Consider the following 14,417-nt stretch of genomic DNA (forward strand, 5'->3'; position numbering starts at 1 on the left):
GGGTCATGGATTGAACCCTTTTACCGACCCTTACCAACCCGATGCCAAGCAGCAGGTTGATCGCGGAGGCCCCCACAAGAATGGTCAGTCCCGCTTGCAGGTTGGCAAGGGGTTCGGGCGCCATAAGGCGGGAGACACCGGTCTTGAATATCCCGATGGCTGCAAATATGATCAGTGCGCCTTCAAAACCGGCTGAAAAAAATTCGATTTTCCCGTGACCGTAGGGGTGATCCACGTCAGGTGGTTGGGCCGCCATCCAGATGCTCATTACGGCAAAAGCGGCAGCGGCCACATTGATGATGGACTCCAGTGCGTCGGAAAGGACCGCAGAGGAACCGGTCAGCCTGTACGTGTAGAATTTAACGGCCATCAAGACCACTGACACAAAAAGGGATACACTAATCGCGGTCATGCGGCACTTAAATTGGGTTCCACCTGTGGACAATGATTTTTCTTCGGTTTGCATATGCTGACGATTATAAGCCGGGCGGTAAAAAACTTCAACACGGTGACGCTTTGAAACCGGGGCGGCTGCAGTCCCATAAACTCCGTGACACACGGATTAAAATCAGATACGCTGACCCATCTTTTTGGCCGATGGCCAACCACCCACAACCAGCGGAGCACCTTCATGGCAGGACAAGAACAAATTGATTTTAAAGTAGATGCCACCAACTTATACCGGGAAGATGCCATCACTGACCTTAAAGTGGCATCCATTCGACGGATGATTCCGGTCACCGCAGATGGAAAGGACGATCCCAGTCGGGCGCCCATTTTTTTCGGCCACACGCAAATCCTGACGCCACAGGGTCCCTTGCCCCTGCAGGCCAGATTGACGGCCAACAACATGGCCGAAGCCATCGAGGCGTTCCCCGGTGCCATGGAGCAGGAAATGGCCCAAATGGTGCAGCAAATCAGGAAAATGCAGGCGGAGGAACAGAAAAAGCAGAACGGCGGTTCACGAATCATCGTTCCCGGCAGATAAGCGCAAATCCGGGTCGATCGTCATGCCGGCTGCCGGAGTGAAAAGACGCCGCGAAGGTGGCATACCGAAAAATAAACATCCGTGGCGCTCTTGCCTGCGTGGAATGGCCAAGGACATGGTCACAACACTTTGGATTCGTATCATTTCCAAATATGCCAAGCCTTTACATCGGTAGTATCACCGAGCAGGGATTCAATCTGGATGAAGCGGTGGATGCCGACCGCTTGGGCATGCTGGACGCGGTATTAAGCGAAAGCGGCGTGCAATTCACCCAGCCGGTTCGTGTAAGTATCCACGCAACCCGAAGCGGTGAGACCGTTCAAATTAACGGGATGCTTAAATCCAGAGTGAATCTGCCCTGCAGCCGATGCCTCGAACGTTTTGATCTGGATATCGAAACCGATTTTTCAGCCACGGCGGTTCCTGGAATTGCATCTGTGATTGAACCGGAAGATGCGCAGGAGATCGAACTGGCGGCAGATGATATGGACTTGATGGTCTACGACGGAGAGCGCATCGACCTCCGGGACGAGATCGCCCAGCAGCTCATCATGGCCCTGCCCTTCAAGCCCCTTTGTCGAGAGCGGTGCAAGGGATTATGCAGCCACTGTGGTGCCGATCGCAACAAGACGCCGTGTCAGTGCATTTCCCGTGATGACACCAACCCCTTTGCTGCCCTTAAAACCCTTGCCTTCACCAAAAAACAGGAATAGCCGCGGATGAAAATATAAAAGTCTAATTAATAAAGATAGTTAAATATATTTAAATCGATATATTTGTTAACCTTTTTTCATTCAGGAGAACCCATGAATTTTAAGCGCCACATCGAAACCGCCTGGAATCTGACCCTTGGCAATATTGTCTCGCTGATCCTCATGACCCTGGTTATGGTGGCGGTGAGTACGTTAACGCTGGGCATTCTGGCTCCAGTCATCACGGCCGGTTACACCCAGAGCCTGCTTCAACTGATCCGCAGCGGTCGGGAACCCAAGGTTCAGGATCTGTTTGCCCACATGAATCTGTTTCTGCCGCTTCTGGGATTCGGCGTCGCAGTTTTCGTTGCCAGCGCCATCGGTTTCATGCTGCTTTTTCTGCCCGGGATCATCATCGTTTTGGCAATCGCCTTCTGCTGTATCTACATGCTGCCGCTGATGACCGACAAACACATGGGCATTGTCGATGCGGTCAAGGAGAGCTATGCCATGGGAAGACGTGGAGACCTGATTGATCATGTGGTGGTGGTAATTATCTTCATGGCCATTACCATGATCGGCGGATCGGTGTTTATCGGCGTTCTGTTTACCCAACCACTGGCAACGCTTTTTTTGCTCTCAACCTACCAGGAAAAAATAAGCAGGACGCCCCCGCCTGCACCCACGCAGGCATAATCATCGGCTATTCAACAACTTTTCATACGCCGCATTCAGCTTGACAAATGTATCCGGGTTGCCGCCTTTGTCCGGATGATGTTTATGGGCCAGTTTTCGATACTGCCGGGTCAATGTCCGGCAGTCCATCTTCTTGAGCATATCCGTTGTCACCCCGAACAACCGGGCGGATTCCGCCAGTCCGATCTGAACACGCTGCGGAGGCCGATGGATCCGGTGCCGATTCATGAAATCCCGCAAATAATCCCGGAAGGGGTCGCCGGAAGGAAAACAGCTGTCGAAAAACATGATTGCATAACGAACCAGATGGGGTTTCAAACCGGATGTCGCATCGCTGCCCTGCCAGAAAATTTCGTCCAGGTTGAGCTGACACAGGGTCTTGACGAAAAAACGGTCCATGCGGTCCGGATCAAGGCATTCGGGTCGGCGGCGCGCAAAATTTTCGCTGAAGTATCGCTGCAGGTCGAAAATCTGATACGTGTAGTGGGCCAGCTCCCCGGTCTTAAGAATGCGTTCCGCCGCCACAAAATCATATTCGATTTCGTCGCGGGATTTGCAATGAAGATTGGCATAGAACCGGTCCGGTGCGCGGTTTAATTCGCAAACGTCCAGCCTTCCCAGCTTAAGAACATGTAATCGGTAGCGGTCAAACCAATGCAACGCATGCGCGGGCCTGCAGCTGTCGGCGGACCTGTGGGCCCGTGCTTTGCGGTCAAAACCATCGATCACCCGCCTGATATGGGGTGCTAAAAATGGTATGAAAAGGGGCTCCAGGTCGTCCTGCGAGGCGGCAACTCCCAGATCGGCGATGGCCTCTTCCACCACTGTATCAATGTAAAAACCGTTTCCGCCGGGATATTTGATAAACCGGGATGGATCGGCGCCCAGATCAAATAAATCACGGCTCCGATAGCAGGCGCCATCGGCATAGGATTGCCGGATCAGGTAACGGCAACCCTGCGTCTTATCGGGCAATCGGGCAAGATACATACGGGCAGGTCCTTGTTCATACCGGTCAGGTGGCGGCTGACTTGCGATTTAGGATCAGGGCATCCGGTTCTAAAATTACCGTCTTCAGGAAAAAGGCATAATCCTTCAAAACGCTGACCGAGCTATGGCGGGCAGACCGACAGCACCGGGCAGGCCACATTGCGGATCACCCGGTCGGTCGTGGCGCCTATTAGCATGGTTTCCACCAGGGAATGACCCCGCACGCCAAGCACGATGAGGTCAACCTGTTTTGCCTCGGCGTAATTCTTCAACACCTCAAACGGTTTGCCTGCCTTGCAGGCGAACTCAATATCGCACCAGTTGTGGGCATCCGCCGGTACCAGGTCATTCAGACGTTTGCGGCAGTCGGTGGTTGCCTCGGTCAGGGCCTCGGTTTTCAAGCTTTTCGGCAACATCGTGTCACGGTATACAAAAGGTTCGATCGCATGCACCAGGTGGATCACGGCTTCGAACTCCTGAGCCAGACTGAACCCGAATTCGACCGCCCTGCCGGAATCCGTCGAAAAGTCGCAACCGACCATGATCTGTTTGAAACCGAAGCCCTTGAACTGCGTTTCCGCACTTGGCGCTTTTTCGGACGGCGTAACCACCAGCAACGGACAGCCAATGGTTCGCAGCAGCCTTTCGGTGACCGAACCGAGAAACAACCGCTTGAGTCCGGTGTGGCCATGGGTGGATACGATGGCTATGTCGGCCTGTTTTTCAGCGGCCAGACGGCACAACGTGCTGGAGATCGGACCGGTCTGGACCACCGCTTCCCAATCGAGGTTGGACGCTTTCACCAGGCCCTTGATCTGATTGAGGGCGTTGGCCTTCATCTCATCGATCTGATCCTGCGGGTAAACAAAGGCGGTCCCATGCATGCTGACCATGGGCAGATCGATCACGTGACAGATAGAGAGCTTTGATCCGAACGCCGTTGCCATGCCGATGGCCTGAATGACGGCCGAATTTGAAAAATCGGAAAGGTCCGTTGCGCAGAGGATCTTTTGGATATGGATTTTCATGATCCACCTCCTGTTTTTTTTGGTTTTGAAGGCGATGCCCGAAAGGCGGGTGCAACGCACCGCAAAATCATCGTGATCTATACAATAGCGGCAGCCATTGCTGCTGTCAAAACAAATCCCAATTTCCTTTTGAGGCACAATCCAGGTCAACCCATGCCGTCGAAATGATAAATTGGGTATCCATTGAACCGCGTGGAAATTGATTCAAACTTGCGTAAAATCCATGAAGCGGGTATGTAATTTAGTTTTGGCAATCAACCGAATCGCGGATCATCACGTTGATAAATTTCGAGGCCTTTCCAGCCCGCTATCAATCGTCGTAAACATTTCTGATATGGACAGACAACCGCTTATCGCCGTCGTGGGAATGGATGGCATCTTTCCCGGTGCCAAGACCCTGGATGTCTTCTGGCACAATATCGTCAACGGCATCGACCAATCCGCACCGGTTCCGGAAAGCCGCTGGATCGCACCGATACGGGATCGACTCAGCACCCGCCTGGAGACGGATCACACTTACTCCCGACACGCCTGTCTGGTCAATGGTTTCACCTTCGATCCGGGCGCCTTTCGCCTGAATCCGGATCTGACCCGTCACCTGGATCCGGTCTACCAGTTCACCCTCACCGCCGGAAAGCGTGCCGTCAACGCATGCATTACCGCACCAGTCGATCCGCGCCGGGTGGATACCATCCTGGCAGCCATTGCCCTGCCCACGGACAGCGCCTCGGCATTCTGCCGGCAAACCCTGGGAAAGGCCATTGAAAATCGTTTGTTTGCGCAGGGTCGGGCTTCAGCGGTGGAGATCACCCGATCACAGGCGCTGACCAGCCGGGTGGACGGCCTGCCGGCCGCGCTACTGGCAGCGGAAATGGGATTTGGCGGCGACAGCTTCACGCTGGACGCGGCCTGCGCCTCATCGATCTATGCCGTTAAACTAGCCTGCGAGGCGCTATGGGCCAACCGGGCGGATATGGTCGTGACCGGCGGCGTGTCCAGGCCCGAATGCCTTTACACCCAGACGGGGTTCAGTCAGTTGCAGGCCCTGTCACCCTCGGGCCGCTGTGCACCCTTCGACATGCGGGCAGACGGTCTGGTGGTGGGCGAAGGCGTGGGGATTTTAATATTGAAACGCTTGGACGATGCCCTCGATCACGGTGACAGCATTCATGCTGTAATCCGGGGCATCGGACTTTCCAACGACATGCGCGGCAATCTTTTGGCCCCGGAAAGTCAGGGTCAGGTTCGCGCCATGGAAATGGCTTACCGATCGGCCGGCTGGCATCCATGGCAGGTGGACCATATCGAATGCCACGGCACCGGCACCCGCACCGGCGACACCACCGAAATTGAGAGTCTGATTCAACTCTGGCGGGGCAGATCATCACCTCCCGGCGCCTGCGCCATCGGCTCGGTGAAATCCATGATCGGCCACCTGCTGACCGCCGCCGGTGCAGCCGGGATGATCAAAACCCTGCTGGCCATCCAACAGGGAGTCCTGCCACCCTCGATCAACTATGAGCAGGCCCCGGATAACAGCCCGCTTTCGCAAAGCCCATTCAGGGTGCAAACCAAGGCAACGCCCTGGAAAGCACGCGCGGCCGACTGCCCCAGACGGGCAGCGGTCAGCGCTTTCGGGTTTGGCGGAATCAATGCCCATATCCTTTTGGAAGAGTGGCTGGGTCCCCCATCGGCGGCCCTAAGCAATGATCGCCAACCCATATCCGTAGGCAGAAGACCTGTTTCTGCGACACCTGTTCCACTGGCGATTGTGGGTATGGATGTCACCCTGGGATCCCTGGATCACTTGGAATCATATGCCCAGGCTGTTTTCCAAGGCCACAGTGCCATCACGGATCGACCCCATGGCCGCTGGAAAGGGGCAGATACGACGTTTGTGCGTGCACTTGACGGCGCCAATCCCAAAGGGGCGTATATCGACAGACTGCACGTGGATATCGGACAATTCCAGATCCCGCCCAATGAGATCCGTGACATTCTGCCCCAGCAGCTGCTGGCCCTCAAGGTCGGTGCCGGCGCGCTGAACGATGCCGGCCTGTCACTGCGTGAACCCCGAGAGCGCATGGGGGTGGTATTCGGCATCGGGTTCGATTTCGAGGCCACCAACTTCCACCTGCGCTGGCAGCTCCATCCGGCAGTCAATCACTGGAACGCCCTGCATGGCCTGAACCTGAGCGACGACGCAATGGCCCAATGGCTGGAAAGTCTGAAAGATGGCTGCAGTCCGCCCCTGACCCCGTCGCGGGTTTTGGGAGCGCTGGGAGGTATCGTCGCCAGTCGCATGGCCCGGGAATTTCGTTTCGGCGGCCCCAGTTTCGTGGTCGCCGCCGATGCCGCGTCAGGGCTCAAGGCACTCCAGGTTGCTGCAGACATACTGCAGCACCAGGCTGCCGACGCCATGCTGGTCGGTGCAGTGGATCTGGCGGCTGAAGGGCGCAGCGTGATCCGTATGGATCAGTTCCTGCCGCTTTCTCGAACCAACACCGTGCGGCCATTCGATGCCTCAGCCGATGGTACGCTTCCCGGCGACGGGGCGGTGGCCCTGGTTGTAAAGCGCCTGGACCAGGCCAGAAAGAACGGGGACCGGATATATGCCGTCATCCGCGGAATCGGCAGCGCCGGTGGCGACGATCCGCAAAGGGCCGGTGTCGGCCAGTCGACCTATGTTCGCTCGCTATCCCAATGCTTCAGTCGATCCGGCCTGTCCGCCGCCTCCGTGTCATACATCGAGGCCCACGGCGCGGGTGTTCCCGAACGGGACCGCATGGAGATCGCCGCCCTTGCTGATTTTTTTTCAAGGCACAACCCGGGCGATCCGTCAACAGCCATTGCTTTGGGGTCAGCCAAACCCGTCTGCGGGTATACGGGCGCCGCCGACAGCCTGGCATCCCTTGCAAAAACAGCCTTGTGTCTGCACCATCGCATCCTGCCGCCCATTGCCGGCTACACCCGTGAGCCTGATCCATCAACCCGTCAGGTAGAAGCCGCTGAAATGTTTCACATACCCAATCGGGCACAACCCTGGTATCGGGATCGCAAAAGCGGCCCCCGAACCGCCTGTTGTGCGTCGATCACCCTGGACGGCACCTGCGGCCATGTGCTGCTTGAAGCGCACGAAAACAACGCCTCCGAAATCGAAACCCAATACCCGGCACCGGCCCTTGATCACCGCTGCGGTCTTTTCGTGATCACCGGAGACACACCACCGCATCTGATTGAAGGGCTCTTGAAATTGGAGGAAATTGTATTTCGCAGCACCGGTCAGGAACCGGCTGAATCGATCGCCGGACGATGGATGAATTTACATCCGCCGCGGTCCGACCACAGCCTGGCCATCGCCCTGATCCTAACATCGGACAGCAACCACCGTGACGTCATCCAGGCCGCACACCAGGCCATTGCCGCCGGAGGATCCGATCCGCATTCCAGGCAGGTATTTTTCAGCAGGCACCCCATCGGCAGAGATGCCCGCATCAGCCTGGTTTATCCGGGATCAGGCAATCACTATCTGGGCATGGGGCGCGATCTGGCCCTGCAGTTCCCTGCTGCTGTCGATCAGATGGACCGGGAAACGACCCATTTGAAGACCCAATTCCGACCCTGGGACCTGATGCCCTGGCGGCGCGCATGGCAACCCGGATGGGAATTGGACGCTGCCGTCCGCCTCAAGCGTGATCCCCTGAACATGATTTTCGGGCAGGTGGTTTTCGGCAGTCTCATGACCCGTGTTCTCGACCGGTTCAACCTGCGTGCAGATGCCATCATCGGCTACAGTTTAGGAGAGTCCGCCGCCCTATTCGCCCAACAGGTTTGGCCGGACCGGAGTGAGATGCTGGTACGCATGCAGTCAACCGACCTGTTCACCACCCAGCTTGCCGGACCCTGCCTGGCCCTGCGGCAGGCATGGCGGATTCCGGAAGGTGAGGCTGTCGTCTGGCGGGCTGCAGTGGTCAACCGACCTCAGGAACAGGTGCGCATCGCCCTCGAAAGGATACCCCGTGTGCGGCTGCTCATCGTCAACTCACCCAATGAATGTGTCATCGGCGGGTTGGAACAGGCTGTGGAGCAGGCCATCGAATCCATGAGTTGTCAGGCGGTCTACCTGGACGGAGTGGTCACTGTGCACTGTGATGCGGCCGCCCCCGTGGCCGATGCCTACCGCCGGCTACACCTGTTTGCGACCACCATCAGACCGGGGCTGGACGTTTACAGCTGCAGCTGGGCCGCCGCATACACGGTTACCGCGGAAAATTGTGCCGATTCAATTGAAAAACAAGCAATTGAAGGTTTTGACTTCATCCGGACGATTAAACGTACCTATGCCGATGGCAGCAGGATATTCATCGAGGTCGGCCCTCGGGGGTCATGCACCCGCATGATTGATCAAATCCTGAATGACCAACCGCACCTGGCCGTGGCCGCCAACCATGGCACCGAGAATGAGATCGCTTCGCTTTTAAGATGCCTGGCCCGGTTGGCCACCGAGCGCGTACGCATGGATTTGAGCACGCTTTATGCCGGCTGCGAACCATCGACCCCACCCGTTGCGGTCAGTGCGCGAAAGATCGTACCGGTTGCCGTGGGCGGCCCCATGCTCTGTCCCACGCTGCCCGAGTCGCTGACCGAGGTGAAACCGCCGGGATCTTTGCCGCTGGAAACTGAAAATTACCGCCTGCCGCCGGTATGGTCCGAAGCCTTGGAACCCACACAAGCATCGCCGGTCCCAGTTGAAAAAGGCGCATCTTCCGGTGCGCCCTGGCTGCAGTTGCTGGAGGCGCAACGACGAAACCTGGAAGCCACAGCCAGTGCCCATCAGCAGTTCCTTGACCTTTCCCAGTCACTGACCCGCTCCTATGCCGAGACCTTCGACCTGCAGACACGACTGCTGGGCCTGGGTGCCCGTGGAAAGGATGATCCGTCGCCCCTTCCGACTGACGTCGACCGGACACCGCTTGGGTCACCCGATCCCATCTTTGACCGCCAGATGTGTATGGAATTCGCCGTCGGACGCGTCGGTCGGGTGCTGGGACCGCTCTTCAACGTGGTCGACACCTACCGGGTAAGGGTGCGCCTGCCCGACGAACCGCTGATGCTGGTGGACCGCATCACCGCCATAGACGGGACAATGTGCTCCATGGAATCGGGACGGGTGGTCACCGAGCACGACGTCCTGCCCGGTGCCTGGTACCTGGATGGCGACCGTGCCCCGGTGTGCATCAGTGTGGAGGCCGGACAGGCGGACCTTTTTTTGAGCGCCTACCTGGGCATCGATCATCAGGTCAAGGGAGAGCGGGCCTACCGCCTTCTGGACGCGGTGGTGCGCTTTCATCGGGGGTTGCCCCGCCCCGGCGAGACCATTCGCTATGAGATCGCCATCGACCGGTTTGCGCGCCAAGGTGAAACCTGGATGTTCTTTTTCCGTTTCGAAGGCTATATCGGCGACACGCACCTGATCAGCATGCATGACGGTTGCGCCGGCTTCTTCACCCAGGACGAAGTCAACAACTCCGGCGGCATCATGTTGTCCCGAGAGGAGCGCAGCCCTATACCCGGCAAACGTCCGGTTGATTGGGAGCCGCTGGTACCCATGGCCAGGGAATCCTATTCAGACGACCAGGTTGAAGCCCTGCGCCGCGGAGACCTGGAGGGTTGTTTCGGCCCGCTTTTTAACGGCGTCGGCCTCTCTGCCTCGCTGTATCTGCCCGATGGCCGCATGCGCCTGATTCATCGCATCCTCGACCTGGACCCTGAAGGCGGGCGTTACGGACTGGGACTGATCCGGGCCGAAGCGGACATTCAGCCCGACGACTGGTTCCTCGTGTGTCATTTCGTGGACGACATGGTAATGCCGGGCACACTGATGTACGAATGCTGCGCCCACACCCTGCGTGTGTTTCTTCAACGCATGGGCTGGGTCACGGACAAACCCGGGGTGTGCTACGAACCGGTGATCGGCAAGGGCGCCCGGCTGAAATGCCGCGGACCGGTCACTCCGGCCACCGGTCACGTGCACTACGAAATTCAGATCAGTGAAATCGGATACGGACCCGAACCCTTTACCATCGCCGATGCCCACATGTTTGCCGACGGTCGCCCGATCGTCTCTTTCAAAGATATGTCCATAAAAATGACCGGGATCAGCCGACAGGAGATCGAGGCCCCATGGTTTCAACGCAACCAAAAGCCGGCGCCCGCCGATGAATCGACGACCCCCTCAAGCCCCCTTTACGATCGGGCGTCCATCCTGGCTTTTGCCTCGGGGAATCCTTCCGAGGCGTTTGGTGAGCCTTACCGCATCTTTGACCGAAGCCGTAAAATCGCCCGCCTTCCTGGACCACCCTTCTGTTTCATGGACCGGGTCGTCCGCGTTGAGCCGGATCCCTGGGTCCTGGCAGCTGGCGGTTGGGTTACCGCCCAGTATGACATCCCCCCAGACGAATGGTATTTTTCCGCCGACCGCTCCGGGGTCATGCCCTTTTGCATATTGCTGGAAATCGCCCTGCAACCCTGCGGGTGGCTGGCGGCCTATGCCGGGTCGGCCCTGCGCAGCCAGCGGGATCTGAAGTTCCGCAACCTGGGAGGCAACGCCGTCCTCCACCGGCAGGTGATTCCCGCCTCCGGTACACTGACCATGCGCTGCCGGATCACCAAGGTGAGCAAAGCGGCAGACATGATTATTGAAAATTTCGATTTTCAGGTATTGGCCGATGGCGAACCCGTCTATACCGGTAATACCTATTTCGGCTTTTTTTCCTCCGGGGCGCTGGGCGATCAGAAGGGTCTGGGGCATACGGATCCCATGGTAAAATCCATGGCTGTCTGGACTGACCGGACCGATGGCGCGCAGCACTTGCCCAAGGAGCCACCCCACAGCCCGGATGAAGCCGCCGGCAGGCCCGTTACCGCAGACAGGCTGCTGTTGCCGGGCAGGGCCCTGCTGATGATCGACCGCATCGACGCTTGCCTGGCGGACGGTGGTGCCCACGCCTTGGGCTATATTCGCGGGGTGAAACAAGTGGACCCCGACGAGTGGTTCTTCAAGGCCCATTTTTATCAGGATCCGGTCTGCCCGGGCTCGCTGGGGTTAGAGTCCTTTTTACAGCTGATCAAAGCGATGGCAATCAAGCGCTGGCCGCATCTGGCGGCATCCCACCAGTTCCGGATGGGGGAAAACAGCCGCCACGCCTGGACCTATCGCGGGCAGGTTATCCCCAGGAACACAATCGTAATCGTGGAGGCCATGATTACCCGTGTGATCGAGGGTCCGGATCCGGTTATCCGGGCCGACGGTTTGCTCAGCGTCGACGGCCTGCCCATCTACAAAATGGAAAATTTTGAACTGGCCCTTGTTCCAGCGGCCGGAAATGGGTGACCATGATCCATTGTCGTAATACGGTCGATCCGAAGGCGTACCTGGATTTATATCCGTTCGAGTCTCATTTTCTGGACCGCAAAGGACTGCGCTACCATTTCGTCGACCAGGGGGCTGGTGATCCGGTGGTCATGCTGCATGGCAACCCCACCTGGTCATTTTTCTTTCGGCGCATCATCAGCGCCCTTGCACCGGACTATCGCGCCATCGCACCGGATCACATGGGATGCGGCCTGTCGGACAAGCCCGACGACGAGCGATACGACTTTTCACTGCAAAGCCGGTTGGATGATTTTTCGGCGCTCATGGATCATCTGGCACTGGACCGGATTACCCTCCTGGTGCACGACTGGGGAGGCATGATCGGCATGGCCTGGGCCGTGGCCAACCCGCAACGGGTGGCCCGGATCATCCTCACCAACACTGCCGGTTTTTTCCCACCGGGCCGCAAACGGATTCCCCTTCGACTCAGGATCATTCGCAACCTCGGCCTCCTGGCCACGCCTGCGGTCCTGTACGGGAACCTGTTTGCCAGAGGTGCCCTGTACATGGCCCCCCGGAAGCGGCTGTGCCCAACGGTGAAACAAGGGCTGCTGGCCCCTTACAACTGTCCGCTTAACCGGCTGGCCACCCTGCGATTCGTCCAGGCTATCCCCCTGGTTCCCGGCGATGCCGGTTTCGATATCGTCGCCCGTGTGGACAGCCGACTGGCCACCCTGGCGCACATCCCCATGCTGATCCTGTGGGGGCGCCATGATTTCGTGTTCGACCTGGATTATTACCACGAGTGGTGCCGGCGCTTTCCGCTAGCCGAAACCCATCTATTCGACGATGCCGGCCACTACCTCATGGAGGATGTTCCCGGGCCGATCATTGAACGGGTGAAGCGATTTTTGAACCGGCATCCGATAGGGGGATAGCATACGGCACCGTCGAAGCAGCCACAAAAAAATGCCCATGGAAAAAACGAACCCATCAACTGACCAGAAAATTGTCAACGTGGCCACCTGTCTGCGCGACATGGCCCGCATCCAGCCGTACAAGCGTGCGGTGGTCTGCCCATGCGGGAGGGACAGCCAAGGCCGGCAGGCATACACCCACCTCACCTTTCGCCAGCTGGACATCGAGTCGGACTGCCTGGCCCAGGGGCTGGACGATGTGGGTGTCAGCCGCGGCGTGCGCACCATCCTCATGGTCAAGCCCAGCCTGGACTTCTTCACGCTCGTCTTTGCGTTGTTCAAGGTGGGTGCGGTCCCTGTCATGGTGGATCCGGGCATGGGCGTTGCGCGGATGCTGAACTGCCTTAAGGAGAGTCAGGCCCAGGCCCTGATCGGCATCCCGCCGGCCCATATCCTGCGAACGATTGCCCCCGCCTATTTCAAGGGTGTCAAAACATATATAACCGTTGGCCGCCGTTTTTTCTGGAATGGATTCAATCTGCGCCAGATTCGCAACCGGCACTGGGAACCCTATGCCATGGCCAACACCCGCGCCGATGAGATCGCCGCCATCCTGTTTACCACCGGCAGCACCGGTCCGGCCAAAGGGGTCTTTTACACCCACGGCGTCTTCGATGCCCAGGTGCGCACCATTCGCACCCACTTCGGCATCACACGTGACGAAATCGATCTGGCGACCTTTCCCCTTTTCGCCCTGTTCGACCCGGCCCTGGGCATGACGGCCATCATCCCGGATATGGATCCCACCCAGCCGGCAAGGGTCAATCCGCAGCGAATCATCGAGGCCATCATCAATCAGGGCGTCACCAACCTGTTCGCCTCCCCTGCCCTGCTCAACCGTGTCGGCCGCTACGGCAAAGCAAAGGGCATCAAGCTGCCCACATTAAAACGGGTTATTTCCGCCGGGGCCCCTGCCACGCCGGCGAATATCGAACAGTTCAGCAGCATGCTTACCGATGACGCCCAGATCCACACCGGGTATGGCGCCACCGAGGCCATGCCGGTCAGTTCGTTCGGCAGCGACGAGATTCTCAACGAAACCCGCAAGCTCAGTGAACACGGTTATGGCATGTGCGTGGGGCAGCCCATCAGCGGTACCGACGTGCGCATCATCCGCATTTCCGACGGTCCGATTGCCCAGTGGCGTGACGACCTGGTCGTAGCTGAGGGCGAAATCGGTGAAATCACCGTTCGCGGCGATCAGGTGACCCGAGGCTACTTTGAGAGGCCCCGCGACGACGCCCTGGCCAAGATCACCGACGGAGACACCTTTTGGCACCGCATGGGAGACCTGGGCTGGATGGACAAAAAAAACCGCATCTGGTTCTGCGGACGCAAAAACCACCGCGTGATCACCGAAAAGGGCACCCTGTTCACCATACCCTGCGAATCCATATTCAACAATCATCCCCGCGTGTTCCGCAGCGCCCTGGTGGGTGTGGGGCCCCAGGGACGGCAAGAGCCGATTGTCTGTATCGAACTCGAACCCGGCGACAACGGAAAGAATAAAAAAGGACTTGAGCAAGAACTGCTGGCGCTCTCCAAGCAAAACCCGATCACGGAAACCATCCGGACCATTTTGTTCCACCGGGCATTTCCCGTCGACATTCGCCACAACTCAAAGATTTTCAGGGAAAAACTGGCCGCCTGGGCCGAGAAAAAACGGTAATC

At 58.0% G+C, this 14,417-nt stretch carries 10 protein-coding genes; 7 read left to right on the forward strand and 3 right to left on the reverse strand.

All coding sequences use genetic code 11. The annotated features are described in order from the left end of the window. The coding region (locus tag R6V78_RS18210) for a cation diffusion facilitator family transporter (protein ID WP_410290809.1) at positions 1–412 on the reverse strand (412 nt) is incomplete at its 3' end. Positions 413–631: 219 nt separating this feature from the next. Here R6V78_RS18210 and R6V78_RS18215 point away from each other — a divergent pair. From R6V78_RS18215 to R6V78_RS18225, 3 genes are all read left to right on the forward strand, one after another. Then, on the forward strand, positions 632–988 hold the full coding sequence (locus R6V78_RS18215) for a cytoplasmic protein (protein ID WP_410290810.1): 357 nt from the start codon (positions 632–634) through the stop codon (positions 986–988). A gap of 152 nt (positions 989–1,140) precedes the next feature. Beyond that, the gene (locus R6V78_RS18220; protein ID WP_410290811.1) at positions 1,141–1,701 is read left to right on the forward strand and encodes a YceD family protein; all 561 of its coding nucleotides are present in this window, start codon (positions 1,141–1,143) and stop codon (positions 1,699–1,701) included. Between the two features lie 93 nt (positions 1,702–1,794). Further along, positions 1,795–2,376, forward strand: a complete 582-nt coding sequence (locus tag R6V78_RS18225; protein ID WP_410290812.1) for a hypothetical protein — start codon at positions 1,795–1,797, stop codon at positions 2,374–2,376. Here R6V78_RS18225 and R6V78_RS18230 read toward each other — a convergent pair whose 3' ends face one another. Both R6V78_RS18230 and R6V78_RS18235 read right to left on the reverse strand, forming a co-directional pair. Continuing rightward, on the reverse strand, positions 2,377–3,366 hold the full coding sequence (locus tag R6V78_RS18230) for a DnaJ domain-containing protein (RefSeq protein ID WP_410290813.1): 990 nt from the start codon (positions 3,364–3,366) through the stop codon (positions 2,377–2,379). Between the two features lie 122 nt (positions 3,367–3,488). Further along, on the reverse strand, positions 3,489–4,394 hold the full coding sequence (locus R6V78_RS18235) for a universal stress protein (protein ID WP_410290814.1): 906 nt from the start codon (positions 4,392–4,394) through the stop codon (positions 3,489–3,491). On the opposite strand from R6V78_RS18235, the gene R6V78_RS18240 reads away from it, so the two are divergent. From R6V78_RS18240 to R6V78_RS18255, 4 genes are all read left to right on the forward strand, one after another. Next, entirely contained in the window at positions 4,383–4,562 is a 180-nt protein-coding gene (locus R6V78_RS18240; RefSeq protein ID WP_410290815.1) for a hypothetical protein, read from the forward strand. The two genes, R6V78_RS18235 and R6V78_RS18240, sit on opposite strands and share 12 nt — an antisense overlap. Before the next feature lie 166 nt (positions 4,563–4,728). Next, a complete protein-coding gene (locus R6V78_RS18245) occupies positions 4,729–11,787 on the forward strand; it encodes a beta-ketoacyl synthase N-terminal-like domain-containing protein (protein WP_410290816.1) in 7,059 nt (2,352 codons plus the stop codon). Between the two features lie 2 nt (positions 11,788–11,789). Beyond that, positions 11,790–12,707, forward strand: coding sequence for an alpha/beta fold hydrolase (locus R6V78_RS18250; protein WP_410290817.1), 918 nt, complete (start codon positions 11,790–11,792; stop codon positions 12,705–12,707). 37 nt (positions 12,708–12,744) lie between these two features. Continuing rightward, positions 12,745–14,415, forward strand: a complete 1,671-nt coding sequence (locus R6V78_RS18255) for a fatty acid CoA ligase family protein (protein ID WP_410290818.1) — start codon at positions 12,745–12,747, stop codon at positions 14,413–14,415. The last annotated feature ends 2 nt before the right edge of the window (positions 14,416–14,417 follow it).

This window comes from Desulfosarcina sp. (genome assembly GCF_046496365.1).
Classification (GTDB): Bacteria; Desulfobacterota; Desulfobacteria; order Desulfobacterales; family Desulfosarcinaceae; genus Desulfosarcina.